The 26,233-nt window shown below is 73.3% G+C and carries 24 protein-coding genes; 11 read left to right on the top strand and 13 right to left on the bottom strand.

Annotated elements, in window-relative coordinates; all coding sequences use genetic code 11:
- Positions 1-9: 9 nt before the first annotated feature.
- Complete coding sequence (locus ACYVDA_RS04160) at positions 10-774, bottom strand: methyltransferase domain-containing protein (RefSeq protein ID WP_460816096.1); 765 nt, start codon at positions 772-774, stop codon at positions 10-12.
- Between the two features lie 78 nt (positions 775-852).
- On the opposite strand from ACYVDA_RS04160, the gene ACYVDA_RS04155 reads away from it, so the two are divergent.
- Positions 853-1,344, top strand: a complete 492-nt coding sequence (locus tag ACYVDA_RS04155) for a MarR family winged helix-turn-helix transcriptional regulator (protein ID WP_460815189.1) — start codon at positions 853-855, stop codon at positions 1,342-1,344.
- Positions 1,345-1,474: 130 nt separating this feature from the next.
- Here the strand turns inward: ACYVDA_RS04155 and ACYVDA_RS04150 are convergent, their stop codons facing one another.
- The 6 genes from ACYVDA_RS04150 to rsmI all read right to left on the bottom strand — a co-directional run bounded on the left by ACYVDA_RS04150 (position 1,475) and on the right by rsmI (position 8,335).
- Positions 1,475-3,379: an ABC-F family ATP-binding cassette domain-containing protein gene (locus tag ACYVDA_RS04150; RefSeq protein ID WP_460815187.1), complete on the bottom strand. Its 1,905-nt coding sequence runs from the start codon at positions 3,377-3,379 to the stop codon at positions 1,475-1,477.
- The gene (locus tag ACYVDA_RS04145) at positions 3,379-4,290 is read right to left on the bottom strand and encodes a 4-(cytidine 5'-diphospho)-2-C-methyl-D-erythritol kinase (RefSeq protein WP_460815184.1); all 912 of its coding nucleotides are present in this window, start codon (positions 4,288-4,290) and stop codon (positions 3,379-3,381) included. The genes ACYVDA_RS04150 and ACYVDA_RS04145 overlap by 1 nt, the downstream gene beginning before the upstream one ends.
- Positions 4,287-5,165, bottom strand: a complete 879-nt coding sequence (rsmA, locus tag ACYVDA_RS04140) for a 16S rRNA (adenine(1518)-N(6)/adenine(1519)-N(6))-dimethyltransferase RsmA (RefSeq protein ID WP_460815181.1) — start codon at positions 5,163-5,165, stop codon at positions 4,287-4,289. The genes ACYVDA_RS04145 and rsmA overlap by 4 nt, the downstream gene beginning before the upstream one ends.
- 25 nt (positions 5,166-5,190) lie before the next feature.
- Positions 5,191-6,324: a transglycosylase family protein gene (locus tag ACYVDA_RS04135; protein WP_460815178.1), complete on the bottom strand. Its 1,134-nt coding sequence runs from the start codon at positions 6,322-6,324 to the stop codon at positions 5,191-5,193.
- 248 nt (positions 6,325-6,572) lie between these two features.
- A complete protein-coding gene (locus tag ACYVDA_RS04130; RefSeq protein ID WP_460815176.1) occupies positions 6,573-7,466 on the bottom strand; it encodes a TatD family hydrolase in 894 nt (297 codons plus the stop codon).
- Positions 7,463-8,335, bottom strand: coding sequence for a 16S rRNA (cytidine(1402)-2'-O)-methyltransferase (rsmI, locus tag ACYVDA_RS04125; protein ID WP_460815173.1), 873 nt, complete (start codon positions 8,333-8,335; stop codon positions 7,463-7,465). Before rsmI ends, ACYVDA_RS04130 begins: the two co-directional genes overlap by 4 nt.
- Positions 8,336-8,368: 33 nt before the next feature.
- Between rsmI and ACYVDA_RS04120 the strand changes: the two genes are divergently transcribed.
- Positions 8,369-10,033: a dolichyl-phosphate-mannose--protein mannosyltransferase gene (locus ACYVDA_RS04120; protein ID WP_460815171.1), complete on the top strand. Its 1,665-nt coding sequence runs from the start codon at positions 8,369-8,371 to the stop codon at positions 10,031-10,033.
- Positions 10,034-10,062: 29 nt separating this feature from the next.
- Here the strand turns inward: ACYVDA_RS04120 and ACYVDA_RS04115 are convergent, their stop codons facing one another.
- The 4 genes from ACYVDA_RS04115 to ACYVDA_RS04100 form a co-directional block, all read right to left on the bottom strand.
- The gene (locus tag ACYVDA_RS04115; protein ID WP_460815169.1) at positions 10,063-10,239 is read right to left on the bottom strand and encodes a hypothetical protein; all 177 of its coding nucleotides are present in this window, start codon (positions 10,237-10,239) and stop codon (positions 10,063-10,065) included.
- A gap of 105 nt (positions 10,240-10,344) precedes the next feature.
- Positions 10,345-10,983: a hypothetical protein gene (locus tag ACYVDA_RS04110; RefSeq protein WP_460815167.1), complete on the bottom strand. Its 639-nt coding sequence runs from the start codon at positions 10,981-10,983 to the stop codon at positions 10,345-10,347.
- 41 nt (positions 10,984-11,024) lie between these two features.
- A complete protein-coding gene (locus ACYVDA_RS04105; protein WP_460815165.1) occupies positions 11,025-12,185 on the bottom strand; it encodes an alkaline phosphatase family protein in 1,161 nt (386 codons plus the stop codon).
- A complete protein-coding gene (locus ACYVDA_RS04100) occupies positions 12,182-13,474 on the bottom strand; it encodes an alkaline phosphatase family protein (RefSeq protein WP_460815163.1) in 1,293 nt (430 codons plus the stop codon). Before ACYVDA_RS04100 ends, ACYVDA_RS04105 begins: the two co-directional genes overlap by 4 nt.
- Positions 13,475-13,635: 161 nt before the next feature.
- Between ACYVDA_RS04100 and ACYVDA_RS04095 the strand changes: the two genes are divergently transcribed.
- The 8 genes from ACYVDA_RS04095 to ACYVDA_RS04060 all read left to right on the top strand — a co-directional run bounded on the left by ACYVDA_RS04095 (position 13,636) and on the right by ACYVDA_RS04060 (position 23,743).
- On the top strand, positions 13,636-14,442 hold the full coding sequence (locus ACYVDA_RS04095) for a crotonase/enoyl-CoA hydratase family protein (protein WP_460815161.1): 807 nt from the start codon (positions 13,636-13,638) through the stop codon (positions 14,440-14,442).
- Entirely contained in the window at positions 14,439-16,439 is a 2,001-nt protein-coding gene (locus ACYVDA_RS04090; protein WP_460815159.1) for an acetoacetate--CoA ligase, read from the top strand. Before ACYVDA_RS04095 ends, ACYVDA_RS04090 begins: the two co-directional genes overlap by 4 nt.
- Complete coding sequence (locus ACYVDA_RS04085; RefSeq protein ID WP_460815157.1) at positions 16,436-17,383, top strand: 3-hydroxyacyl-CoA dehydrogenase NAD-binding domain-containing protein; 948 nt, start codon at positions 16,436-16,438, stop codon at positions 17,381-17,383. The genes ACYVDA_RS04090 and ACYVDA_RS04085 overlap by 4 nt, the downstream gene beginning before the upstream one ends.
- Positions 17,380-18,903, top strand: coding sequence for an acyl-CoA synthetase (locus ACYVDA_RS04080; protein WP_460815153.1), 1,524 nt, complete (start codon positions 17,380-17,382; stop codon positions 18,901-18,903). Before ACYVDA_RS04085 ends, ACYVDA_RS04080 begins: the two co-directional genes overlap by 4 nt.
- 23 nt (positions 18,904-18,926) lie before the next feature.
- On the top strand, positions 18,927-19,793 hold the full coding sequence (locus ACYVDA_RS04075; protein ID WP_460816093.1) for an amidohydrolase family protein: 867 nt from the start codon (positions 18,927-18,929) through the stop codon (positions 19,791-19,793).
- 38 nt (positions 19,794-19,831) lie between these two features.
- Positions 19,832-20,284, top strand: a complete 453-nt coding sequence (locus ACYVDA_RS04070) for a MarR family winged helix-turn-helix transcriptional regulator (RefSeq protein ID WP_460815151.1) — start codon at positions 19,832-19,834, stop codon at positions 20,282-20,284.
- A 67-nt stretch (positions 20,285-20,351) separates the two neighbouring features.
- Positions 20,352-21,992 (top strand): MFS transporter, encoded by a 1,641-nt coding sequence (locus ACYVDA_RS04065; protein WP_460815150.1) that lies wholly within the window; start codon positions 20,352-20,354, stop codon positions 21,990-21,992.
- 272 nt (positions 21,993-22,264) lie between these two features.
- Positions 22,265-23,743 (top strand): HNH endonuclease signature motif containing protein, encoded by a 1,479-nt coding sequence (locus tag ACYVDA_RS04060; RefSeq protein WP_460815149.1) that lies wholly within the window; start codon positions 22,265-22,267, stop codon positions 23,741-23,743.
- 163 nt (positions 23,744-23,906) lie between these two features.
- Here the strand turns inward: ACYVDA_RS04060 and ACYVDA_RS04055 are convergent, their stop codons facing one another.
- Together ACYVDA_RS04055 and ACYVDA_RS04050 are read right to left on the bottom strand one after the other, a co-directional pair.
- Entirely contained in the window at positions 23,907-24,431 is a 525-nt protein-coding gene (locus ACYVDA_RS04055; protein ID WP_460815148.1) for a DUF1990 family protein, read from the bottom strand.
- Positions 24,432-24,923: 492 nt separating this feature from the next.
- Positions 24,924-25,325, bottom strand: coding sequence for a MarR family winged helix-turn-helix transcriptional regulator (locus tag ACYVDA_RS04050; protein WP_166084055.1), 402 nt, complete (start codon positions 25,323-25,325; stop codon positions 24,924-24,926).
- A 295-nt stretch (positions 25,326-25,620) separates the two neighbouring features.
- Between ACYVDA_RS04050 and ACYVDA_RS04045 the strand changes: the two genes are divergently transcribed.
- Entirely contained in the window at positions 25,621-26,202 is a 582-nt protein-coding gene (locus ACYVDA_RS04045) for a TetR/AcrR family transcriptional regulator (protein ID WP_460815147.1), read from the top strand.
- Positions 26,203-26,233: the final 31 nt, after the last annotated feature.

Genomic DNA, 26,233 nt, shown 5'->3' with positions numbered 1-26,233 from the left:
GCGATCCTGTCAGCCGCGGCCGCCGGTGCGACGGGCGACCACGAAGAGGCGGCGGAACGGCAGCACGACCACCCCGCCCCGCTCCGGGTAGTCCTCGCGCAGCCGTCGCCCCAGCTCGGTCGTGAAGCCCGGGCGCAGCTCCTCGGGGAGCGCGTTGATCGTCGGGCGGGCCCCCGTCGAGCTGACCCAGTCCAGGACCGCGTCGGCCCCGTGGAGCACGTGCAGGTAGGTGGTCTCCCAGGCGTCGACCTCACACCCCAGGTCGCTCAGGGCGTGCAGGTAGGTCGCCGGGTCGTGGACCCGCGGGACGGGCGCGTCGCCGGTGTGAGCGGCGTACGCCGGCTCGGCGGCCAGCTCGACGCACCGGGTGTGGCTGGGGGCGGCGCCGTTGCCGGGCACCTGGACGGCCAGCCACCCGCCCGGGGCGACCGCATCGACCAGCCGCGGGAGCAGCGCGAGGTGGCCGGGCACCCACTGCAGCACCGCGTTGGAGACCAGCACGTCGACCGGCTCGGCCGGGGTCCAGTCGCGCAGGTCGGCGACCTCGAAGTCGACGCGGGCGTCGGTCGGAGCGGCGGCGATCATCTCGGGGCTGGAGTCGAGCCCGTGGACGCGCGCCCCGGGCCAGCGCCGGGCGAGCAGCGCGGTCAGGTTGCCGGCACCGCAGCCGAGGTCGACCACCGTCCGGGGATCCGTGGCCCCGACCCGGGCCAGCAGGTCCACGAACGGCCGGCCGCGCTCGCCGGCGTAGGTGAGGTAGTGGTCGGGTCCCAGGCGTCGCTCACCGCGTCAGGGTAGCCAGCCTCGCGCAGTATCTCGATGTCAAGAATCTTGTCCGGCTAGTCTTCCCGGGTGGAGCGCGACGAGGTGGACGAGCTGGTCGAGGCCTGGCACCGCGAGCGCGCCGACCTCGACCTCGGCCCCGTCGAGGTGTTCAGCCGGGTCGGACGGCTGGCCCGGCTCCTGGACCGGGTCCGGCGCGAGGCGTTCAGCGCCCACGCGGTCGAGTCCTGGGAGTTCGACGTGCTGGCGGCGCTGCGACGGGCGGGCCGACCCTACGAGCTGACCCCGGGTGCGCTGCTGCGCCAGACGCTGGTCACCAGCGGCACGATGACCAACCGGGTGGACCGGTTGGTCGGCCGGGCCCTCGTCGTACGCCGTCCGGACCCGGGTGACCGCCGCGGCGTGCTCGTGCGGTTGACCACCGAGGGCAAGGACACCGTCGACGCCGCCTTCGAGAGCCTGCTGGCCCGCGAGGCCGACCTGTTGGCCGACCTCCCGGCCGAGGACCGCACCCGCCTGGCCGCGCTGCTCAAGCAGCTGATGGACCCGCTCGCCCCCTGACGCCGAGGAGGCTCACCTGGCGGCCGAGGAGGCTCATCCGGCGCGCGAGGAGGCTCGTCTGGCGCGCGAGGAGGCTCGCCTGGCGGACGAGGAGGCTGGTCTGGCGGGCGAGGGGGCCCATCCCGCTCGGCTACTCCAGGAGCTCGGAGGCCTCGAGCCACTCCATCTCGAGCGACTCCCGCTGCTCGGCCAGGTCGTGCATCTGCTTCGCCAGCCCGGCCAGCTTGCCGGTGTCGGTGCCGTGGGCGGCCATCTCGTCGGTGATCCGCAGCTCGTCGACGGTGATCTTGGCCAGCTGCTTCTCGACCCGGTTGACCGTCTTGCGGGCCTCGCGCTCCTGGGCGCCGCCGACGCGGGCCTTGGGTGCCTCGGCCGGACCGCCAGACGAGCCTCCTCGGCCGCCAGACGAGCCTCCTCGCTCGCCAGACGAGCCCCCTCGGCCGCCAGACGAGCCCCCTCGGCCGCCAGATGAGCCTCCTCGCTCGGCCTGCGCAGCCTGCGCAGCCTGGGTCGCCTGGGCGGAGCGGATCTCGAGGTACTGGTCGACTCCCCCGGGCAGCATCGAGATCTGGCCGTCGCCGGTCAGGGCCCAGGTGGCGTCGGTGACGCGCTCGAGGAAGTAGCGGTCGTGGGAGACGACGATCAGCGTGCCGGGCCAGCTGTCCAGGAAGTCCTCGACCACGTTGAGGGTGTCGATGTCGAGGTCGTTGGTGGGCTCGTCGAGCAGCAGCACGTTGGGCTCCGACAGCAGCAGCTTGAGCAGCTGGAAGCGTCGCCGCTCGCCGCCGGAGAGGTCGCCGATGCGCGTGGTGAGCTTGTCGCCGGTGAAGCCGAACCGCTCGAGCATCGAGGAGGCCGATACCTCCTGGCCGGTCGCGGTGCGGGTGACCCGGCGGATGTCCTCGATGGCGGGCAGCACCCGGGCGTCGGGGTCCTCGGGCGGCACCTGCTGGGTGAGGTGCTGCAGGGCCACGGTGCGCCCGCGCTTGACCTTGCCGGCGTCGGGCTCGAGGGCACCCGCCACGAGGTTGAGCACGCTGCTCTTGCCCGCGCCGTTGACGCCGACCACGCCGACGCGGTCGCCGGGACCCAGGCGCCAGGTGGCGTCGCTGAGCAGCTGGCGGGTGCCACGGGTCAGGTCGACGTGCTCGAGGTCGACGACGTCCTTGCCCAGGCGCTGGGTGGCGAACTTCTGGAGCTCGAGGCGGTCGCGCGGCGGCGGCACGTCCTCGATCAGCGCGTTGGCAGCGTCGATGCGGAACTTGGGCTTGGACGTGCGGGCGGGGGCACCGCGGCGGAGCCAGGCCAGCTCCTTGCGGGCGAGGTTCTGCCGGCGCTGCTCGGAGGAGGAGGCCTGGCGCTGGCGCTCGGCGCGGGCCAGCACGAACGCGGCGTACCCACCGTCGTAGGCGTCGACCACCCCGGCTCCGTTGGCCGCGGGGTGCACCTCCCAGGTGCGGTCGCAGACGGCGTCGAGGAACCACCGGTCGTGGGTGACCACGACGAGGGCGGAGCCACGGGCGCGCCGCTGCCGCTCCACGAGGTACGCCGCCAGCCAGGCGACCGCCTCGACGTCGAGGTGGTTGGTGGGCTCGTCGAGGATCAGCAGGTCGTCGTCGGTCAGCAGCAGCCGGGCCAGCGAGCAGCGCCGCCGCTCGCCGCCGGACAGGCCGGACACCTCGCGGTCCAGGGAGATCCCGGCGAGCAGCACCTCGACCACCTCGCGGGCACGGGAGTCGCCGGCCCACTCGTGGTCGGCGCGACCGGCCAGGACGACCTCGCGCACGGTGTGGGTGTCGTCGAGCAGGTCGCGCTGGTCGAGGTAGCCGATCCGCAGGCCCCGGATCGTCGAGACCCGGCCGGTGTCGGCGGACTCGCGGCCCGCGATCAGGTTGAGCAGGGTGGTCTTGCCGTCGCCGTTGCGGCCCACGATGCCGATCCGGTCGCCCTCCCCCACGCCGAGGCTGACCTCGTCGAGCAGGATCCGGACGCCGTACGACTTCGAGACCTTCTCCAGGTTCACCAGGTTCGCCATCAGACGTACTCCACCACGTGGGCGCCCGCGACCGGACCGGTGGCCACCTGGGCCGTGACGAACCCCTCCTCCAGGAGCAGCCCGCGGGCGGTGCGCGCCTCCTCCTGGGTGGCGCACAGCACGAGCAGCGTCGGGCCGGACCCGGAGACCTGGACGGCCGGGCCGGCGGCGGAGGTGAGGGCCGCCAGCCGCTCCCCCAGCTCCGGCCGCAGCCGCAGGGCGGGGTCCTGCAGGTCGTTGCGCAGCGCGGCGGCGAGGGCGGCGTGGTCGCCCGCGGCGAGCGCGGCCAGCACCGGCTGCGAGCCCGCACCGGTCGGCGGCCCGGGCTGCCGGTCGAGCTCGGCGTAGACCGCCGGGGTGGAGAGCCCCTCGCTGTGGGGCACGACGACCCACCACCAGGTGCCGGCGTCGTCCACGGGCTCGACGACCTCGCCGCGGCCGGTGCCGTGCGCGCTGCCGCCGACCAGGGCGAAGGGCACGTCGCTGCCCAGCTCGCCGGCCAGCCGCAGCAGGTCCTCGTCGCTGGTGTGCAGGTCCCAGAGCCGGTCCAGCGCCACCAGCGTCGCGGCGGCGTCGGCGCTGCCGCCGGCCAGGCCCCCGGCGACGGGGACGCCCTTGCGGACCTCGACGGCCGCGGCCCGGTCGAGACCGTGGTGCGCGGCGAGCAGGCGCCCGGCCCGGACGGCGAGGTTCCCCTCGTCCAGGGGTACGCCGGAGCAGTCGACCCCGCCGACCGGCGTCACGACCACGCTCCACGACGGGGCGTCGGTGACCGTCACGTCGTCGTACAGGCTGATCGCCTGGTAGACGGTGTCGAGCGGGTGGAAGCCGTCCGGGCGGACCGGGCCGACGACCAGGGACAGGTTGACCTTGGCCGGCGCGCGGACCGTCACCGAGGGGGCGGACGTCACGGGCGGACCTCGGCCAGCAGCGCCTCGGTGAGCCGCACGAAGTCGGCCAGCACGAGGGCCTCGCCCCGGGTCATCGGGTCGATGCCGGCCCGGGCGAGCGCGTGCTCGGCGAGCTCGGTCGACCCGGCCAGCTCGCGCAGGCAGGGACGCAGGGCCTTGCGCCGGTGGGCGAAGGCGGCGTCGACGACGGCGAAGACCTGCTCGCGGGTCACCTCGGTCGTGGGCGGCTCGCGACGGGTCCAGGCGACCAGCCCGGAGTCGACGTTGGGGGCCGGCCAGAAGACGTGGCGCCCGATGGCCCCGGCGCGCCGCACGTCGGCGTACCAGGCCGCCTTGACCGAGGGCACCCCGTAGACCTTGGACCCGGGTCCGGCGGCGAGGCGGTCGGCGACCTCGGACTGCACCATCACCAGGCCGCGCTCGAGCGAGGGCAGCAGCGCGAGCAGGTGCAGCAGCACGGGCACCGAGACGTTGTAGGGCAGGTTGGCCACCAGCGCCGTCGGCGCGGGGCCGGGCAGCTCGGTGACGCGCAGGGCGTCGGCGAGCACGACCTCGAACCGGTCGGCCTGCTCGGGCGCGCGGTCGGCGATCGTCTCGGGCAGCAGGCCGGCCAGCGCCGGGTCGATCTCGACCGCCACCACCCGCTGGGCGACCTCGAGCAGCGCGAGGGTGAGCGAGCCCAGCCCGGGGCCCACCTCCAGCACGACGTCGTGGGCCCCGATGCCGGAGTCGCGCACGATCCGCCGCACCGTGTTGGCGTCGATGACGAAGTTCTGGCCGCGCTGCTTCGTGGGACGCAGGTCGAGGCGGTCCGCCAGCAGACGCACCTCCGCCGGACCGAGGAGTCTCGGTCCGGCGGAGGATGGGGTGCTCACAGGCAGGAGCGTAGGCGGCGGCGAGCTAGGCGCCGCACACCGGCCACGCGCCGTAGCCGCCGGAGGCGGCGCGCACGCGCTCGGCCACGGCGATCTGCTGTTCGCGGCTGTTCTGGTCGGGACGACCCTGGCCGCCGTAGGCGGACCAGGTCTGCAGGTTGAACTGCAGCCCGCCGTAGTAGCCGTTGCCGGTGTTGGCGGCCCAGTTGCCACCGGACTCGCACGCGGCGATGGCGTCCCAGCGGGAGCCGTTGGCCGACGACGACGGCGTGGCGGGCGCCGCGGGCGCCGCGGGCGCCTCCTTGGTGCCGACCTTGACGACCTGGGCCACCGGCGCGCGGAGCACGCGGGCCCGGACGACCTGGGTCGAGACGGCGTGGCCGTTGCGGAACTTCGTCCGGTAGGTCACGTCGCGCACGCCGTCGACGCCCTGGCGCACGGTCTTGGTCGTGCCCTTGTCCAGCGAGGAGTCGTTCTCGCGGCGGGTGCCCGCGGGCAGCACCTCGCGGGGGACGTGCTTGGTGCGGACGCCGATCTTGGTCACCACGATGCGGGTGCCGTCGGTCAGGCGGGTGCCGCGCGAGGGGCTCACGAGGTCGTTGGCGTCGACGTTGGGGGCGCTGCGGCTGAGCAGCTGGCCGACGGTGGCGACGGGCAGGTCACGCTTCTGGACCTTGCCCTCGCCGACCTTGAGGGTGACCGCCTTGGGCGTGGTCACCGACAGGGCCAGGCCCGAGCGGTCGATGGTGGTGCCGCGGCTGACCGACAGGGCGGCGTCGCCGAAGCGCACGCCGAGCTGGGTCAGGGCCGAGGAGACCTTGGTGGCGGTGGTCCACAGGACCTGCTTGTCGCCGTCCACGTCGAGCTGCAGCGGGCGGCCCAGGCGGACCGCGACCTCGCTGCCGTCGGCGACGGGGCTCGAGGCCGAGGGGACCACGGAGTCGTGGGCGCCGGGCTTGATGCCCTGGTCGGCCAGGACCTCACCGACGGTGCCGCCGAAGGTCCGCACGGTCTGGGGCTTGCCGTCGACGCTGATGGTGACGGTCTTCGACATGGTCGCGTAGGTGGCGCCGGTGCCGACGAGGGCCAGCACGACCGCGGCGGAGACGCCGCCGGCCACCTTCTTCTTCTTGCTGAGGTGCGTGAGGGACGCGCGCACGGTTCTCCGATGTTCGAGGGTCCCGGACCACGGGTCCGGCGAGGCCTGCGAGCCAGCGCCACGTCCCGTTCGGGACGACGCGGCTCCACCGAGAGGCGCCCACCGGCAGGGGTACGACGCACACCCGCTTCCGGCCAACAGCGCCCGACCCTAGGCAAGACCGGGGGGCCTTAGCAAACCCGTGTGACCGCCCCGACACCGGGGGGCCCGGCCCGATCGAGCGACACGCCGCGGTCCCGACGGACCTCCTACCGGCGTGTCCCGCCCCACGTCCCACCGAACGCCGCGTCGGTCGCGGCGTCGATGGAGCGGCACAGCTCCTCGACCTCGATCCCCAGCGTGCCGGCCATCGAACGGACCGTCAGCGGGACCAGGTAGGAGGCGTTGACCTGCCCGCGGTGGGGCGTCGGGGTGAGGAACGGGGCGTCGGTCTCGACCAGGATCCTGCCCAGCGGCGTGACCCGCAGCGCCTCGCGCAGCGGCTCGGCGTTCTTGAAGGTCACCGTGCCGGAGAAGGACAGGTAGGCGCCCCGGTCCAGGCAGGCCCGCGCGAACTCGGCGTCGCCGGAGAAGCAGTGCATCACCCACCGCTCGGGCACGCCGACCTCGTCGAGCACCTCGAGGACCTCGGCGTGGGCGTCGCGGTCGTGGATCACCAGCGTCCTGCCCAGCTCGGTGGCCAGCTCGACGTGGGCGGCGAAGGAACGGCGCTGCGCGGCCCTCCCCTCGTCGCCGGTGCGGAAGTGGTCCAGGCCCGTCTCCCCGATCGCGCGGACGCGGTCGCTGCTGCGGGCCAGGGACTCGATCTCGGCGAGGGCGTCGTCGAGCAGGCCCTGCTCGGCCAGCACGGGCGCCTCGTTGGGGTGCAGCGCGACGCCGGCCACCACCTGGTCGTGGGCCAGCGCGGTCTCGACCGCCCAGCGGGCCCCGGGCAGGTCGCAGCCGATCTGGACGATCCGCGGCACGCCGACGCCGGCCGCCAGGGCCAGGGCGTCGGCGACGGCCAGGAGCGGCTCGGCGTCGGGCGACGGGTCGCCGCGGACGGTGTCGAGGTGGCAGTGGTTGTCGACCACCGGGTGCGGCAGCGGCTCGGGCACCTCGGGGAAGCCCTCGGGCAGCGCGACGGTCGTGCCCGCGCTCACGGCTTGTGCACCGCGTCGTAGACCAGCCGCTTGGGCACCCCGGACCGGCGGGCCACCACGGCGATCGCCTCCTTGCGGGAGGTGCCGCCGGCCTCCTCCTCGCCGACCAGGTCGGCCAGCGCCGCCGGGTCGGTCACGGCCTCGGGCTCGGGAGCGCCCTCGACGACCAGGGTCACCTCCCCGCGCACGCCCGCCTCGGCCCAGCCGGCGAGGTCGGCCAGCGTGCCGCGGCCTACCTCCTCGTGGGTCTTGGTCAGCTCGCGGCACACCGCCCCGCGGCGGGCCTGCCCGAACGCCTCGGCCATCGCCAGCAGCGTGGCGTGGGTGCGGTGGGGCGCCTCGAAGAACACCAGGGTGCGCTGCTCGTCGGCCAGGCCCGCCAGCCGCCGGGCCCGCTCGCCGGCCTTGCGCGGCAGGAAGCCCTCGAAGCAGAACCGGTCCACCGGCAGCCCTGAGACGGCGAGGGCGGTGAGGACCGCGGAGGGCCCGGGCACGGCGGTGACCCGCACGTCGTGCTCGACGGCGGCGGCCACCAGGCGGTAGCCGGGGTCGGAGACGCTGGGCATGCCGGCGTCGGTGACCAGCACGACCCGCTGGCCCTCGAGCAGGGAGTCGAGCAGCCCCTGGGTGCGCAGGTGCTCGTTGCCCTCGAAGTAGGAGACGACCCGTCCGGTGAGCTCCACCCCGAGGTCGGTGGTCAGCCGGCGCAGCCGCCGGGTGTCCTCGGCGGCCACCACGTCGGCGGCCGCCAGCTCGGTGGCCAGGCGGGGGGCGGCGTCCTCGGGACGCCCGATCGGCGTGCCGGCGAGCACCAGCACCCCGGCCCGACCGGGCTCGGAGCCCTGCTCGACGTTCGGCGGTGCGCTCATGCCCGCGATCATCGCAGCCGTAGCCTGGTCGCCGTGAGCATCCCCGTCCGGCTCGAGCGGACCCGCGGCGCCTCCGGCTTGGCCCGCACCGCCTCGGGCGACCCGGTCCCCTCCGCGTGGACCCGTGCCCGCCTGCGCGCCCGCGACTCCGACCCGGTGATCTCGTGGGTCGGCACGCTCGCGATCACGGCCCTGGCCGGGTTCCTGCGACTGTGGGACCTGGGCCGGCCGCGGACGCTGCTCTTCGACGAGACCTACTACGCCAAGGACGCGTGGTCGCTGCTGCACTTCGGCTACGCCCAGAACTACGTCGACAAGGCCAACGACCTGATCGTCGGCGGGAAGACCACCGGCATCTGGACCGGCACCCCCGAGATGGTGGTGCACCCCGAGGTCGGCAAGTGGCTGATCGCGCTGGGTGAGTCCGCGTTCGGGATGAACTCCTTCGGCTGGCGGTTCGCCTCGGCCTTGGCCGGCACCCTGATGGTGCTGGTGATGATCCGCCTGGCCCGTCGGGTCACCCGGTCCACGATGCTCGGCCTGGTCGCCGGCGTGCTGATGTGCTTCGAGGGCCAGCAGCTGGTGCTGTCGCGGCTCGCCCTGCTCGACATCTTCCTGGCCTTCTTCCTGCTGTGCGCCACCAGCTGCCTGGTCGCCGACCGCGACTGGGGCCGGGCCCGGCTGGCGTCCGCGGTCGGCGAGGGCAACCGGCTCTCCCCGGCGGCCTGGGGACCGCGGCTGCTGTGGCGTCCCTGGCGGCTGGGGGCCGGGGTCTGGCTCGGCCTGGCGCTGGGCACCAAGTGGTCCGCGCTCTACCCGCTGGCGGCGTTCGGGCTGCTGGTGTGGGCCTGGGACGCCGGGGCCCGCCGCTCGTTCGGCGTACGCCGGGCGGCGCTGAAGTCCGCCGCCCTGGACGCCCTGCCCGCGGTGGGCTACCTGGTCGTCCTGCCGGTGCTGATCTACGTCGTGAGCTGGACCGGCTGGCTGATGCACGCCGACGTCTACGAGCGCTACCTCTCCGACACGCAGTACGGCCCCTACTGGGGCAACTACCTCAAGGCTGACACCCACGGCTTCTTCCCCGAGCTGGTGCGGTCGCTGCGCTCGCTGTGGCACTACCACCACGACGTGTACTCGTTCCACACCGGCTTCCTGAACCAGGCCACGCACGTCTACCAGTCCAACCCCTGGGGCTGGTTCGTGCTCAACCGCCCGGTCGGCGTCGACTCCCAGCTCGACATCCAGCCCGGTGCGCAGGGCTGCGCGGCCGCGGCCGGCTCGACGTGCCTGCGCCAGGTGCTTCTGCTGGGCAACCCGGTGGTCTGGTGGTGCGGCACGCTGGCGCTGCTGTGGTCGGTCGTGGCGTTCGCGACCCGCCGCGACTGGCGCCACGGGCTGGTGCTGGTGGGCGTGGCCTCGACCTGGCTGCCGTGGTTCCAGTACGACGACCGCCCGATCTTCAGCTACTACGCCTCGATGTCGCTGCCGTTCATCCTGCTCTCGCTGGTGCTCGGCCTCGGCGAGGTGCTGGGGCGCGCGGGCTCGAGCCCGCGACGTCGCACCCTGGGGGCGGCCGCGGCCGGCGCGGTCGTGGTGGCCGCGATGCTGGCCTTCGCGTGGTTCTGGCCGATCTGGACCGACCAGCTGGTGACCAACCGCCAGTGGGTCGAGCGGATGTGGTTCAAGCGCTGGATCTGACCCGGGTCACCGGGTCGTCGCGCAGGCCCTCAGGCGGCGGCGGGGAAGCCGGGCAGGCCCGAGTGGGCGGCGACCGGAGCGGTCGCGGCCGGGCGCTGGGCACGACGGAGCCGCGTCTCCAGCCAGGCGATGCGGGCGAGGCCGAAGCCCAGCACGAGCAGACCGAGCAGTCCGACCAGCACGATCGACGACGGTACGGCGTCCATGGTCATCATCCCTTTCGCCCTGCAGCCCCGGGGCCCTGTGATGGAGCCCACCCGATGTCCACGAGCCTACGCCGCCAACCGGAATACGGACATAGTTCATCTGGACTAGATCGGAGATTCTTCCTGGACCCGCGAAGTTGACAACTGGGCCCACCACAGTCCGGCGGTCCCGAGGCCGATGAGCGCCATCCCGAGGGCTCCCCACGGGGCGAAGATGTGGTCGGTGTGCACCCACCAGGCGCCCGGGACCAGCAGCAGGCCGGGGCCGCCGCGGAGCCCGTGCCGACGCAGCGCGTCGGCCGCGATGACCACCGCGGCCAGCAGGAGCGCCCACGAGCCGATCTCGCCCAGGGGGGTCCCGATGCGGAACAGCGAGCGCACCTCGTCGGGCCGCGGGGTGCCGGTCGGCAGCCGCGAGGTGACCCACCCGGCGCCGACGCCGCTGAGCACGTCGAGGGCGTTGTAGAAGATCGCGTACGCCGACGCGGCCAGCACCGCCACCGCGGCGACGGGGTCGCGACGGCCGCGGAAGAGCAGCACCAGGGCCACCCCGACCAGCGGGAAGAACACCATGCCGGGCACGTGCAGCGTCCACCACCGGTGCGCGGTGGCCTCGCTGAGGTGCGTGGGGTGGAACAGGCCGGCGACGCCGAGCGCCAGGCCGGGGACCGCGGCCAGCGCCGCGGGCCAGGTCGCGCGGGCCCGGGACGCGCGGTCGGGGTGGAGCGAGGTGTCGGTGCTCATGGCCCGACCCTAGGGGCCGGGCCCGAGCGACCGCGGGTGGCTCAGCGCCAGCCGGAGTTGTAGACGTCCAGCCCGAACCGGTTGAGCCGGTCGGAGGCGGCGTACCCGATCTTGGACAGGCCGAAGATCTCCTCCATGGAGGCCAGCAGGCTGTAGTGGTTGTACGGCGTGGTCGACCACGTGCCGCCGCGGGTCCAGCGCGAGATCACCAGCGCGCCGATCCGGCCGCCGCCGGCCCCCACGATCCCGGGCATCGGTGCGTTGGGAGCCGCTCCCTCGCCGCAGCAGGCCGTCGCGTCGCTCTGGGGACCGTCGGACTCGTCCGCGGTGATCACCAGGACGCCGTCACGACGGAAGGCCGGCGAGGCCAGGATCTTGGGCACGTAGGTCTTCATGAACGCGTCGACCGACCGCAGGCCGCCGGGACGGCCGTCGGCGCACGGGGCGTCGTGGCCGTCGGAGCACAGGTCCGGGGTGATGTAGGTCAGGCGCGGCGTCGTGGAGACCTGCTGGAGGTCGCGCGAGAGCGAGGTCAGCGGCCGCACGTGGCGCGCGCAGTAGCGCGGGTGGTCGATGATCGAGCGGAAGTAGACGAACGGGTCGTGCCGCGTGGCGTACATCTGGGTCGCGGTCGCCTTCTGCGTGGTGTCGCGCGAGTCCAGCGCGGGGTGCTGGCAGGGGCGCGTCATGTCCTGCATGTAGCCCTTCCAGCTCATTCCCTTGGCGGTGAGCTGGCTGGCCAGGTTGGGGGTGCCGGCCGGGAACACGCACCCGGTCCCCCGCAGCTGGCCCGGGGTGGCGGTCCCGACCTTGACGAAGCGGGAGAACACCTGGCAGTCGCTCTGCATCTGCGGGTCGGGGCCCTGCCCCGAGATCTGCGCGACATAGTTGGGCTGGGAGTTGTGCGCCGTGCCGTAGTAGGTGTTCAGCAGGACGCCCTTGGCGCGCAGCGTCCTGGCGAGGTACGGCGCCGCGGAGCTCGGGCCCCAGGTCTCGTCGTAGCCCTTGTTCTCGATGTTGATCACGAACACGTGCTTCGCCGGGGGGACGTACGCCGCGGTGGCGGCCGTGCGGGCCGGGGTGGACGCCGCTACGGCCCGGGCGCCGTCGGAGGACGCCGAGCCCAGCGTCAGCGCCCCGAGGGTCAGGGCGGCCACCAGGCCGGTCGCCAGCAGGGTCAGGGAGGTGCGCGTGCGGTTCACAGGATCTTCCACCCGTCCTTGATCGCTCGGTCCTTCAACGGTCCCCACTCGCTCTCGGGGGCCAGGCTGCGGGGCACCGGGGCCGGCGCCTCGCACGGGGTCGGCACCACGGCCGGCACGCTGATCGCCGGCGCCGTGAGCGACGGCGGCGAGGAGAAATCGAGCACCTCGGCCAGGTTGCGGGCGTGGGCGTCGCGCGTGGTCAGCGGCGCGAGCCCGAACCGCCACTCGATCATCTTCAGCACCGAGGTGTGGTCGTAGGTCCAGGGCGCCACGAACTTGCGGCGGGCCCGGGGCGACACGACCAGCGCCGGGACCCGGAAGCCGCGCAGTCCGTTGGAGGCCGTCACGTCCGGCGCGGTGCCCGGCGCGACGTGGTCGAAGAAGCCGCCCCACTCGTCGTAGTTGACCACCAGCAGCGTGTTGGCCCAGCCGGGTCCGTTGGTGATCGCGGTGTAGACGTCGGCGAGGAACTTCTCCCCCACGCGAATGTCGGCCGAGGGGTGGTCGTCGCCCGAGATGCCGTCGCCCTCACCACCGAAGCGAGGGTCCAGGAAGCTGACCTGCGGAAGCGTGCCGGTGGCCGCGTCGGCGAGGAACTTCTCGTAGGGCGAGGAGATCGAGAGGTACTTGCTGCCCCACAGGGCCAGGAACGGCACGTCGGAGTAGTAGTAAGTGTGGCTGACCCCGGCGGCGGCGCACCGGTCCCAGATGGTGGGGAGCGTCGAGGTCGTCGAGGAGTTGTGGATCCGGTCGGTCTGCGCGCTGTGCTGGTAGAACCGGTTGGGGTAGGTCTCGGCCATGATCGCGCTGAAGTACTGGTCGCAGGTCGTCCAGTACGGCGCCGCCTTGCCGAAGAAGCCCAGGTCGGACTGGCCGTAGTAGCCGATCGAGAGCAGGTCGTTCTCGCCGGTCTTGAGCCAGCCGTCGGCGTGGCCGGCGCCGAGCTCGATGCGCCCGCCCTCGTAGGAGTGGTCGGGGTCGGTGTTGCCGCACGAGGCGAAGGTCTTGAGGTGGTGGGTGCCGTGCCGCACGCCGTACCGGTCGGTGAAGGTCAGCCCCGACTGCCGGCCGCGCGCCCCGGGCAGCCAGCCCAGGAAGTGGTCGAAGGAGCGGTTCTCCATCATCACCACGACCACGTGGTCGATGCCGGAGGTGCCCGGCGCGACCTTGGTGAGGTCGGTCGGGGTGACCGAGGTGGTGGCGCTGGCGTCGGGCAGCGAGCCGGAGGCGGCGGCCAGTCCGGCGGTGGCGGCCGAGACGCCGAGGAGGGTGCGTCGTGAGATCACCGGCCGATTGTCACCCCGGGAGCCGCGATCCGGGCCACAACGCCGCGACGGGTCCCGAGGGGTGGAGTGAACAGTCGGTGACGAGGACCGTCGGCACGCTTGCGTGACCCCCAGGACTGGTGTACTAATCAGGAAACCTGATTGTCTCCCCCGGAGGTCCCGTGCCCGAGCTCGCCGAGCTTCCCCCGCTCCCCCCCACGCTGTCCGCGCACCGCGAGGGTGCCGGAGGTCGGGTCGCCGTCCTCACCCTCGAGCGCCCGGCCAAGCGCAACGCCCTGGACGACACGACCGTGCTCGGCATCGAGCACTTCTTCACCCGCCTGCCCGGCGACGTGGGGGTCGTCGTGCTGGCCGCCGCGGGCGACCACTTCTGCGCCGGCCTGGACCTCGCGGAGATGCGCGGGCGGGACACCCTGGCGGGGGTGCACCACTCGCGGATGTGGCACCGGGCCTTCGAGCACGTCGAGCTCGGCCCGGTGCCGGTGGTCGCGGCTCTCAAGGGCGCCGTCGTCGGTGGCGGGCTCGAGCTCGCGGCGGCCGCCCACCTGCGGGTGGCCGAGCGGTCCACCTTCTACGCCCTCCCCGAGGGGATGCGTGGGCTGTTCGTCGGCGGCGGCGGCGCCGTGCGCCTTCCCCGGCTGATCGGCGTGGCCCGGATGACCGACCTGATGCTCACCGGGCGGCGGTACGACGCCGAGGAGGGCGCCGCCGCCGGCCTCTCGCAGTACGTCGTGGACGACGGCGCCGGTCTCGACACCGCGCTCGAGCTGGCCGGCCGGATCGCCCAGAACGCCCCCCAGACCAACTACGCGGTCGTGCAGGCGCTCCCCCGGATCGCCGAGGCCGACCCGCACCAGGGCTACCTGATGGAGTCGATGATGGCCGCGATCGCCCAGGGCACCGACGACGCCAAGGGGCGGATGCAGGACTTCCTGGACGGACGCGCCGCGAAGGTGACGGACCGGTGAGCGCGACGAGGTCGAGCGGGCCGGCGACGGGCGACGTCGTCTGGACGCCCACCGAGGAGGGCTTCGCCGCCACCGAGCTGGGCCGCTTCGTCGCGGGCCTGCGCGAGCGCGGTCACGACCCCGCCGACCTGGGCGACCGAGCGGCCCTGTGGCGCTGGTCGGTCGAGGACCTCGACGGTTTCTGGGCCGCGGTCTGGGACCACTTCGGCGTGGTCGACCACGGCGCGCGCCAGGCCGTGCTGGCCGACCGGTCGATGCCCGGCGCGGTGTGGTTCCCCGGGTCGCGCCTGAACTACGCCGAGCAGGCCCTGCGCGGCGCTGGCGTGGCCGACGACGCCCCGGCGGTGCTCGGGCGCTCCCAGTCGCGGGACGACGTGGACCTCACCTGGGCGCAGCTGCGCGACCAGGTGGCCCGGGCCCGCCGCGTGCTGCTCGACCTGGGCGTCGGTCCGGGCGACCGGGTCGCGGGCTACCTGCCCAACACCCCCGAGGCCGTCGTCGCGTTCCTCGCCGCCGCCGGCCTGGGCGCCGTGTGGACCAGCTGCGCCAGCGAGTTCGGCCCCCGCAGCGTCGTGGACCGCTTCGGGCAGGTCGAGCCGGTCGTGCTCGTCGTCGCGGGCGGCTACCGCTACGGCGCCAAGCAGGTCGACCGGCGCGACCAGGTCGCCGAGGTCGTCGCCGGCCTCCCCACCCTGCGCGCCGTGCTCGACATCGGGTACGCCGACGCCCCCGTCGAGGGCGCCCTGTCCTGGCCCGCGCTGCTGGCCGCGGTCGTGGACCCCGTGCCGGAGACCACCCCGGTCGCCTTCGACCACCCGCTGGTCGTGCTCTTCTCCTCCGGCACCACCGGCCAGCCCAAGGCGATCGTGCACGGCCACGGCGGGATCACGCTCGAGCACCTGAAGAACCACGCTCTCTCCTGGGACCTCGGGCCGGGCGACGTGGTGCTGTGGTACTCCACCACCGCCTGGATGATGTGGAACGCCCTGGTCAGCGGCCTGCTGGTCGGTGCCACCATCGTCACCGTCGACGGCGACCCGGCCTTCCCCGACCTGGGGTGGCAGTGGCGGCTGGCCCAGGAGACCGGCGCGACCCTGATGGGGGCCAGCCCGGGCTTCGTGATGGCCTGCCGCTCGGCCGGCCTCGACCTGGGCGACCTCGACCTGCGCGTGCGGGTGGTCGGCTCGGCGGGCTCGCCGCTGCCGGCCGAGGGCTACGCCTGGATCGGCGAGCAGCTCGGCCCGGACGTGCAGCTCAACGTGGGCAGCGGGGGCACCGACGTGTGCGGCGGGCTGGTCCAGAACGACCCGTGGATGCCGGTGCGGGCCGGGATGATCTCGGGCCCCGCGCTCGGGGTCGACGTGCACGCGTTCGACGAGGCGGGACACGAGGTGGTCGGCGAGCCCGGCGAGCTGGTCGTGACCTCCCCGATGCCCTCGATGCCGGTGGGCCTGTGGGGTGACGCGGACGGGTCGCGACTGCGAGCGACGTACTTCGACACCTACCCGGGCGTGTGGCGCCACGGCGACTGGATCGTGGTCGAGGCCGACGGCAGCTGCGTGGTGACCGGCCGCAGCGATGCCACCTTGAACCGCGGCGGCGTGCGGCTGGGGACCGCGGAGTTCTACCGCGTGGTCGAGGAGCTGCCGGAGGTGGCCGACAGCCTGGTCGTGCACCTGGAGGACCCGGCCGGCGGCAACGGCGACCTGGTGCTCTTCGTGGCGCCGGTGCGAGCGGGCGGGCTCACCGCGGAGCTGCAGGACCGGGTCCGGCGCGAGCTGCGCACGGCGCTCTCGCCGCGCCACGTCCCCGACCGGATCCTCGAGGTCCCGGCCGTGCCGCGCAACCTCACCGGCAAGAAGCTCGAGCTGCCGGTCAAGCGGATCCTCCAGGGCGTGCCCGCCGAGCAGGTGGTCAGCCGCGACGCGCTGGCCGACCCGGCGGTGCTCGACCCCTTCCTCGCGCTGGCCGCGAGCGGAGCGGGGGTGGCCCGGTGAGGACCCAGGTCGACACCGTCGCCGTCGTGGGCGCGGGCTCCATCGGCGGCAGCTGGGCCGCGCTCGCGCTGTCCCGGGGCTGCGCCGTCCGCGCCGCCGACCCCGACCCGGCCGCCGAGCCGCGCCTGCGCGCGGCCGTCGCGGAGCACCTCCGCGCGCTCGGGACGGACGCCTCGGCGCTCGCGTCGCTGGCTTTCGACACCGACCCGGCCGCGGCCGCCGCGGCCGCCGACCTGGTCCTCGAGGCCGGTCCCGAGCGGGTCGAGGTCAAGCGCGAGCTGTTCGCGGCTCTCGACGAGGCCGCTCCGGCCGACGTCGTGCTGGCGAGCAGCTCCTCGGGCCTGGGGCCGAGCTCGTTCCAGGACGCCTGCCGGCACCCCGAGCGGGTCCTGGTCGCCCACCCCTTCAACCCGCCCCACCTGGTCCCCCTGGTCGAGGTCGTCGGCGGACGGCGCACGTCGCCCGAGGCGGTCGCGGCGACGATGACGGTGATGCACGCCTGGGGCCGGGAGCCGGTGCACGTGCGCGCCGAGCTGCCGGGCCACGTGGTCAACCGGCTGCAGGCCGCCCTGTGGCGCGAGGCCTACGACCTGGTCGGCCGGGGCGTGGTCTCGGTGGCCGACCTCGACCGCGCGGTGGCCTCCGGCCCGGGCCTGCGCTGGGCGCTGCTCGGCCCGATCGCCACCCAGCACCTGTCCGGCGGACCCGGTGGCCTCGAGCACGTCCTGGAGCACCTCGGCCCCCCGATGCTGGACTGGTGGGCCGACCTGGGGACGCCCGAGCTCACCGCGGACCTCTCGACCGCGCTGGTCGACGGCGTCCGCGAGGAGCTCGGCGGGCGCGAGACCGACGTGCTGGCCCGGCGCGACGCCGGCCTGGGCGAGCTCGTGGCGCTCAAGGACCGGCTCGGCCTCGGCGCGTCCGGCGAGAGGAGCGGGTCGTGAGGGACCAGGGCATCGGCTCGTGGGCCCGTCGCCGCGCCCGGATGACCCCCGGGGTGACGGCCCTGGTGCAGGACGGCGTCCCCACGTCGTACGCCGAACTCGACCGCGCCTGCACCCGGCTGGCGCACGCCCTGCGGAGCAGGGGGATCGTCCACGGCGACCGGGTCGCCTTCCTGGGGCTCAACTCGGTCGAGCTGGTGGTCGCGCTGTTCGCCACCGCCCGGCTCGGGGCGGTCTTCGTGCCGCTGAACACCCGGTTGGCGCCCCCGGAGCTGGCCTACGTGCTCGAGCACAGCGGGAGCCGCCTGCTGATTGCCGAGGACGCCCTCGCCGGCGCCCTCGAGGACCCGGCCGTCGCCGGCCTGGGCCCGGGCACCCTGGACACCCACGTCTTCACCCGCGCGGCCGGGGCGGGCCTGTACGCCCTGCTCGCGGGCGTGCCGCCGGAGGCGGAGGCGGTCGACGAGCCGGTCTCCCTCGACGACGTGTTCATGATCCAGTACACCTCCGGCACCACGGGGCGCCCCAAGGGCGTGGTGCTGACCCACGGCAACGTGACCTGGAACGTGCACAACCTGATGGTCGACGTCGACCTCACCAGCTCCGAGGTCGCCCTGGTCACCGCGCCGCTGTTCCACACCGCGGCGCTGAACCAGGTGCTGCTGCCGACCGTCCTCAAGGGCGGCACCTCGCTGGTCGAGGCGCGGTTCGACCCGGTGCGCGCGATCGACCTGATCGAGTCCGAGCGGGTGACGCTGCTGTTCGGGGTCACCTCGATGTACCTCGCGCTGGCCGCGGCCCCGCGGTTCGGCGAGGCCGACCTGACGTCGCTGCGGATCGCGCTGAGCGGCGGGGCGCCGATCCCGGAGTCGCTGCTGCACACCTGGCTGGACCGGGGGCTGATGATCGTCCAGGGCTACGGGCTGACCGAGTCCTCCCCCGGGGCCACGATGCTGCGTGCCGCGGACGGGGTACGCAAGCTGGGGTCGGCCGGCACCGCCTGCTTCTTCAGCGACGTGCGGGTCGTCGACGCGACCGGGGCCGAGACCGGGGACGGCGAGGCCGGCGAGGTGCTGGTCACCGGCCCGAACGTCTCGCCGGGCTACTGGCGCGACGAGGCCGCGACCGCGACCGCCCACCGCGACGGGTGGCTGCACACCGGTGACGTGGCGGTGCGCGACGACGAGGGCTTCCTGCGGATCGTGGACCGCCTCAAGGACATGTACATCTCGGGCGGGGAGAACGTCTACCCCGCCGAGGTCGAGGCCGCCCTGCACGCCCACGCCGACGTCGCGGAGTGCGCCGTGGTCGGGGTCCCTGACGAGCGCTGGGGCGAGGTGGGGCGCGCCTTCGTGGTGCTGCGCGCCGGCTCGAGCGCGACCCAGGACGACCTGCTCGCCCACCTCGACGGCCGACTGGCGCGCTACAAGCTGCCGCGCTCCGTCGTCCTGGTCCCCGACCTGCCCCACAACGCGTCCGGCAAGCTGCTGAAGTCCCGACTCCGAGAGGCACCTGAGTGAGCGACACCCGCTACGAGCCCCGCATCGACCTCGACGCGGTCTCCGCCATCGACGTGCACGTGCACGTCGAGGCCGACGACCACGGTCACCACTCGCTCGACGACGAGCTGATGGACGCCTCCGCGGCGTACTTCAAGGGCGCGGAGAGCCGCACCCCGACCGTCGCCGACCTGGCCGCGCGCTACCGGGTGGCGGGGATGGCGGCGGTGGTGTTCACCGTCGACGCCACCACCGCGACCGGCCACCCGGCGCTGTCCAGCGAGCAGATCGCGACGGAGGCCGCCGAGCACGCCGACGTGCTGATCCCCTTCGGCTCGGTCGACCCCCATCAGGGCGAGGCCGCCGTACGCCGGGCGCGGACCCTGGTGGAGCAGCACGGCGTGCGCGGCTTCAAGTTCCACCCCAGCCTCCAGGCCTTCTCCCCCGACGACCCGCAGTTCTCGCCGCTGTGGGCGGTGATCGAGGAGCTCGGCGTGCCCGCGCTCTTCCACACCGGCCAGAACGGCATCGGTGCGGGGCTGCCCGGCGGGCGGGGCATCAAGCTGCGCTACAGCAACCCGATCCTGCTCGACGACGTCGCGGCCGACTTCCCGGACCTGACCGTGATCCTGGCGCACCCCTCGGTGCCCTGGCAGGGCGAGGCGATCTCGATGGCCACCCACAAGGCCAACGTCTTCATCGACCTCTCCGGCTGGCGCCCGAAGTACTTCCCGCCCGAGCTCGTGCGGGCCGCCGGCGGGATGCTCAAGCGCAAGGTGCTCTTCGGCAGCGACTACCCGTTGATCACCCCCGAGCGCTGGCGCGAGGACTTCGAGGCCCTCGGCCTGGACCCGGCCGTCCTGCCCGGGATCATGAAGGACAACGCCGTCCGCGTGCTCGGCCTGACCTGAGCACCGTGCCGGTCGCGACCACCTGGGAGGATGGCGGCATGCCGGACTCCGCTCCCCCGACGCTGCTCTACCTGATGAAGCAGGTCGAGCTGGCCGTGCGCGCCGAGCTCGACGACCTCACCCGGCCGGTCGGGCTGACCGCGCTGCAGTACACGGCCCTCACGGTGCTCGAGCGCCACCCCGACCTGACCGCGGCCCACCTGGCGCGGCTCTCCTTCGTGACGGCGCAGTCGATGAGCGACATGGTCACCGCCCTGATGGGGGCCGGTCTGGTGGAGCGCCACCGCGACACCGTCGACCGCCGCCGCCTGGTGCTGGCCCTGCGGCCCGAGGGCGCCCGGCTCCTGGACGACCTCCGCCCCCGCGTCGCGGCGCTGGAGGCGCGCATGCTCGCGCCGCTGAGCCAGGACGAGGCCGACCAGCTGCGGTCCTCGATGGAGCTGTGCCGCCGCGCACTGCACGACCGCGAGGAGCAGCCCGCGGGCGCCTGATCCACCCAGCGGAAAAGTAGTAAGGAAACCTGTACATCAGGTTTCCGTTGTGGTTCTCTTCACAGCTATGAGTGACACCGTCTCCGCGCCTGCGACGCCCGGGCAGAGCCCCGCCCCCCTCGCCACGCTGACCACCGGGACCCTCGTGGCCGCGGTCACGGCCTGCTTCGTGGCCCAGGTGGGCATCAGCATCCCGGCCGTCATCAACGGCTACATCAACCTGGACCTGCACACCACCTCGACCCAGCTGACCTGGGTGTCGGACGCCTTCCTGGTGCCGGTCACCCTGTTCGAGCTGACCTTCGGCGTCCTGGGCGACCTGTTCGGCCGCAAGCGCCTGCTGGCCATCGGGGCCGCCCTGATGGTCGTCGGCGGGCTGCTCGGCTTCCTGGTCCCCGCCGGCGGGGTGGGCCTGCTGCTCACCGGCCAGGTCGTCTCCGGTCTCGGCGCCGCCGCGATCCTGCCCACCTCGGTGGCGATGATCGCCGCCGGCACCCACACCGTGCGCGACCGGGCGCACGCCATCTCGATCTGGGCCGCCGGCCTCACCGCGGGCGGCTTCATGTCCCCGCTGCTCGGTGGCGCGCTGGCCGAGGTGAAGCACTCCGGGGGCGAGTTCTCCAGCTGGCGCTACGCGTTCCTGGCCATGGCCGTGCTCGCCGCCGTGTCGGTCGTCGCCACCCTGGCGATGGCGCAGAACTCCTCCGCCCCGCAGGGTCGGTCGCTGGACTGGCCCGGGCAGATCACCGTGGCCGTGGCCCTCTTCGCGCTGCTGTACGCCGTGATCCAGGGCGCCGAGGACGGCTGGGGCAGCCTCTCGGTGATCGGCGGGTTCGTCCTCGCCGTGGTGTTCCTGGTCGTCTTCGTCGCCGTCGAGCGGCGTACGGACAAGCCGCTGATCCAGCTCTCGCTGTTCAGCAACCGGATGTTCACGGTCTCCGCCGTGGTGACCGTGCTCGGCATGTTCGCCTACCTCGGGACGGCGTACGCCACCAGCATCCGGCTCTCGGCCATCCAGGAGTACACGCCGCTCAAGACCGCCATCGGCTTCGTGCTGCTCAACATCATGGGCGTCGTGCTGTTCCCGGTGAGCTCCCGGGTGCTCCAGCGCTACAACCCGGGCTGGGTGCTCGCCGCGGGCATGGCCATGATCGGTGTCGGCGACATCGCCCTGGCCGCCATCCCCGCCACCCACATGTCGATCGCGCTGATCGCGCTGCCGCTGCTCGTCATCGGCGCCGGCTTCAAGACCGCCGTCACCGCGATCACCGTGGTGGCCGTCAACAGCGTGCCGACCGACAAGGCCGGCATGGCCAGCGGCGCGACCAGCATGCTGCGCGACTTCGGCCTCACCCTCGGCCCGGCGATCGTCGGGGCGATCGCGCTGACCAACGCCGCCAGCGCGATCAGCGCCAAGATCGCCTCCACGCCGTCGCTCAAGACGGCCGTAGACGCGTTCAACTCCTCGGACAAGATCCCGCCGCCGCTCAAGGGCGCGGTGAACTCCGGGCCGCTGGGCGCCAACGCCATCCCCAACCCGCCGAACCCGCTCAAGGAGGTGGCCTTCGCCTCGCTCTCCCACGCGTACTCGATCGGCTACCTGGTCTGCGGCATCGCCGCCCTCGCCGCGGCGGTCATCGCGGCGGTCCTCCTCGGCGGCCGCGCCCACACCGGCTCCTACGTCACCGACGAGCCCGCGGCGCGCTGATCGGCGTACGCCCCCGGCCAGGCCCTGCTCGCACCCCGAGCAGGGCCTGTCGCCGTCCACGGCCGAGCTCCTCCCCGGCCTGCCGAGTCACGGCGACGTTCGTGGGCCGATCAGCGCCGCTCAGGGTCCGTCGGTCGAGCAGGGCCGCCAGGCCCGTCGTCGAAACCCGACCCACCGCGGTCGCAGGAACTTCTCGAAGAAGTTTCCCACCCTGTCCGATTCACCCCGGTTCCCCGGCTCGTCTTGTCGGTGGTCGCTGGTTGAGTTTGGTCATGGCCACCTCCTCCCGCACCCACCGATCGCGTCGCCCCGCGGCCGTGCCGGTGCGGGTCGAGGTGCCCGACCTCGACGACGCCACCGACGTCCTCGCCTACGCCCGCGACCGCCGGGACGCCCGCGACCACGCCGACGCCCAACTGTTCATGGCGGCCGCCATCTGGGGTGAGCAGCACCCGGCCGAGTCCATCCACGACGCCGCCTGGATGGCACCCACCTACCTCGAACGACCCCTGGCCGTCGCCGGCCACGGTGCACCGTTGGTCGCGGAGTTCGCGATCCCCGAGCTCGCCGCCGCCCTCGGCCTCTCCACCGACTCCGGCCGCAACCTCATCGGCCGAGCCCTCGAGGTCAAGCACCGCCTCCCCCGCCTCTGGGCACGCGTCGTTGCCGGTGAAGTCCCGGTGTGGCGGGCCAAGAACATCGCCGACCAGACCATCACCCTCACCCCCGAAGCCGCCACCCACGTCGACAACCAGGTCGCGGCGTACGCCCACAAGGTCGGCTACGCCGCGGTCGAACGGCTCGTGGCCGAGGCGATCGCGAGGTTCATGCCCGACCGGGCGCGGGAGGACGCGGAGAAGGCCGCCGATGGCCGTCACGTCACCTTCCAGCACGACCGCCCTACCCCGGACTCGGCGATCGGCGGGATGACCTACCTGCACGCCCAGCTCGACACCGCCGACGCCCGCGACCTCGACCACGCGCTCTACCACGAAGCAGCCGTCCTCAAGGCGGCCGGCTGCGACAAGTCGTTGGACGTCCGTCGTGCCATGGCCGCCGGGGAGCTCGGACGCCGCCACACCCGCGACCAGCTCACCCTCGACCTGCTCACTGAGGCTGCCAACGGGCTCATCGATCCACTCGCCCCGGCCGGGCCGGTCGCCCCGGTCGCGCCTTTGCCCGGCGACCGGCCCAAGGCACGCCAGGTGGTCCTGCACGTCCACCTCTCCCACGCCGCCATCAACGGTACCGATCCCGACTGCCTCTGCCTGGCCCGGGTCGAGGAAGGCCGACGCATCGTCACCACCGACCAGGTCCGCGGCTGGTGCGCCGACCCCGACACCCAGATCACCGTCCGGCCCGTCATCGACACCGCAGACCTGATCCACGTCGAGGCCTACGAGGTCCCCGACCGGTTGCAGCACCAGGCCCAGCTCCGCGACCACACCTGCGTCTTCCCCTGGTGCAGCGCCCCAGCCCGCAGGTGCGACTGCGACCACGTGATCGCCCACGCCGACGGCGGACCCACCTGCTCGTGCAACCTCGCGCCCCTGTGCCGACGACACCACCGGCTCAAGACCCACGCACTGTGGACCTACACCACGGTCAGTCCCGGGGCGTACCTGTGGTCGAGTCCGCACGGCTACCAGTTCCTGCGCGACCCCGGCGGCACCAGAGACGTCACCACCGACCGACCACGGGTCCCACCCGGGCCGATCCACCTGCCGCGCCAGCGAACCGCGCCCTCCTAGCCTCACCGCCCCGGCGACCTGTCCAGACGGCACCACCTGGACAGGCCACCGGCATGCCCGGACGCAGTCCCTCGGGTCACCGGGCCTCGACGACGGGCGCAGAACGCCCTGCTCGACCGTCGACCGACCCCTGGTGACACCTGGTCGTGCCACGAGGCCTGCGTCAGGGGACGAGCGCCCGGAGGTAGCGCTCGGTGATCAGTCGCTGCACGAGGCGACCCAGCGGTCCGGCACAGCGTGCGAGGCGGGTGGCGGGCCGGGAGAAGGCCGTGATCTGGAGGAAGACGGTGCCGTCGCGGTCACGCTCGACCACGAACAGCTCCTCGCCGGCCTCCGGGTGGCCGACGAGGGTCCCGTACGCGAACCCGCGCCGATCGAGCTCGTCGACCTCGTTCACGACCCGCACGGGCGCCTTGATCGCGACCCGTCCGAGGCCGAGCCGGAGGAGGGCGACCGTGCCGCGCGTGATGGTGGCCTCGGCCGGGTCGACCCGTACGCCGGCACGACGGTGCATCTCCCACCCGAGGAGCCCGGTGGCGGCGTCGTCGAACACCTGCGGCCCCGCCCCGAGCCGGACGCGTTCGCTCAGGTGGTGGTAGCCGGCCGGAGGTGTCCCCCGCGTGGCCCCCACGTCGGGGTAGTTGAACGCGACCTCGCGCCACCGCTGCAGCGACCCGTCTCCGCGCACGCTCCATCATCACCCGACCCGCGCCCGCCGAGCACGTCGGACCGCGGGCTCGAGCGCCGTACCGACCGCACGGGACACCCCCGAGAACGACGACGTCCCTCCCGCGGATCGCGGGAGGGACGGATCGTGACCGGTGGAGCTGAGGGGATTCGAACCCCTGACCTTCTCAGATGGACGGGGCCTTCACGGCCGTCCTCCGATCTCGATCAGTCTCGACCGAACCCGCTTTATCTGACGCTCTGCCACGGATCAATCCGTTACCGAGGTCACACGCTACCCGATGGTCTCGGAGAGGCTCGGACGACTTCGCGCGGTCTTTGTGCTGACTTTCCGCTGAGTCGCCGCAGTACGCACAGTCGGCGTTGTCCCCTCCATGCCGCTGCCGACAGCTCAGAAGCCTCGTCGGCGGTCCGGGCCTCGCGAACGTGGGGAGAGGGACTGCGCCGGAGCAGGAGGCCGAATCCCCAGGCCGGCAACGGGTGGTCGTGGCAGTCAGGCGAGTTCCCTGATGAGATCCGTGATGTGGCGAAGCAGTGGGACCGCGATGCCCCGCTCCTCGGCGCTGAGGGATCGCCATGCGGTCGAAAGTCGACCTGCGACTACGTCGCGCTTTGCGGCCAGGAGCTGCTCGCCGCGTTCGGTGAGTGTGAGCACTCGCCGCCGCCGATCGTCCTCGGCCGGGATGCGACGCAGCAGCCCGGCGACTTCCAGTGCGGCCGCCTGCTGGGTCACCGTCGGTTGGCTCAGCAGCGTGTACGCCGAGATGGCACCGATGCCCTCGCGGCCGCACGCCTGCACAGCATCGAGCAGCACCAGCTGCGGCACCGTGATGTCGTCGAAAAGCGGCTGCAGTCGGCCCCGGGTCCGCCGTGCGACCGCGAGCAGTGCCAGCACTGCATCAGCGAACTGCGCTCCGTCGCCGGTCGCCGTCCGGTTCGGGCCATCGTCACTCCCGGCCCCTCCGCCATCAGCACCCATACGCACTCCCGTAGGTCGATGGCCACTCTTGGACGAGACCGGCGCCGATGGTGGAGCGCCAGTTCCATGTCGTCGTCACGCTACTGGCCTGCCCTTGGCCAGCTGCTGCTTTGAAGCAGGGGCAGTGCGAGGAGTCTGTCTGCTCACTGGGCATTGTTGCCCATTGGGCAGGGCTGGTCATACTGAGGGAATGGATCGTGGGTTGCGGGACTTGAAGCGCGAGGCGACGGGCCAAGCGCTGGCGCACGCGGCGTTCGAGCTGACCCGTGAGCGGGGGCTGTTCGGGTTTGTCACCGCGGACGTGGTGGAGCGGGCGGGGTACTCCCGACGCACTTTCGCCAACCACTTCTCCTGCAAGGAGGAGGCAGTCGCCTCGGTCGCGTTCGGTGGCGTCGACGACGCCAGCGCGATCCTGGCTGGCCTCCCCGCAGACCTGCCCCTGCTCGATGCCCTGTTGGCCGTGATGAGGGATCAGCTCACCGCGGACACGTTGATCAGGATGCGGGAGCTGATGGCGATGGCGCGGCAGTACCCGACCCTGGAGCCGTACGTCCTGGGCGTTCAGCAACGCATGCGCCACACCGCGCAGGAACTTTTGGGCTCGGTAGCCGGGGACCGGTACCCCGCCGTCTACGTACCGCTGCTGTTCGGCGCCGTGTACGGCGCCGTGATGGCTGCCCTGGAAGGAACTCTCGACGTGCACCTGGACGGCGAGAGCGACGCCACCCCCGCTTCGATGGACTACGCCGCGTTCCTCGACATCACCTTCGACTACCTGCGCCACGGCCTCTAGGCACCGCCGCGCCTCCCGCCCCCAAAGGAGC

Source organism: Nocardioides korecus, from assembly GCF_054778395.1.
This window is presented reverse-complemented; position numbering and strand designations above follow the sequence as displayed.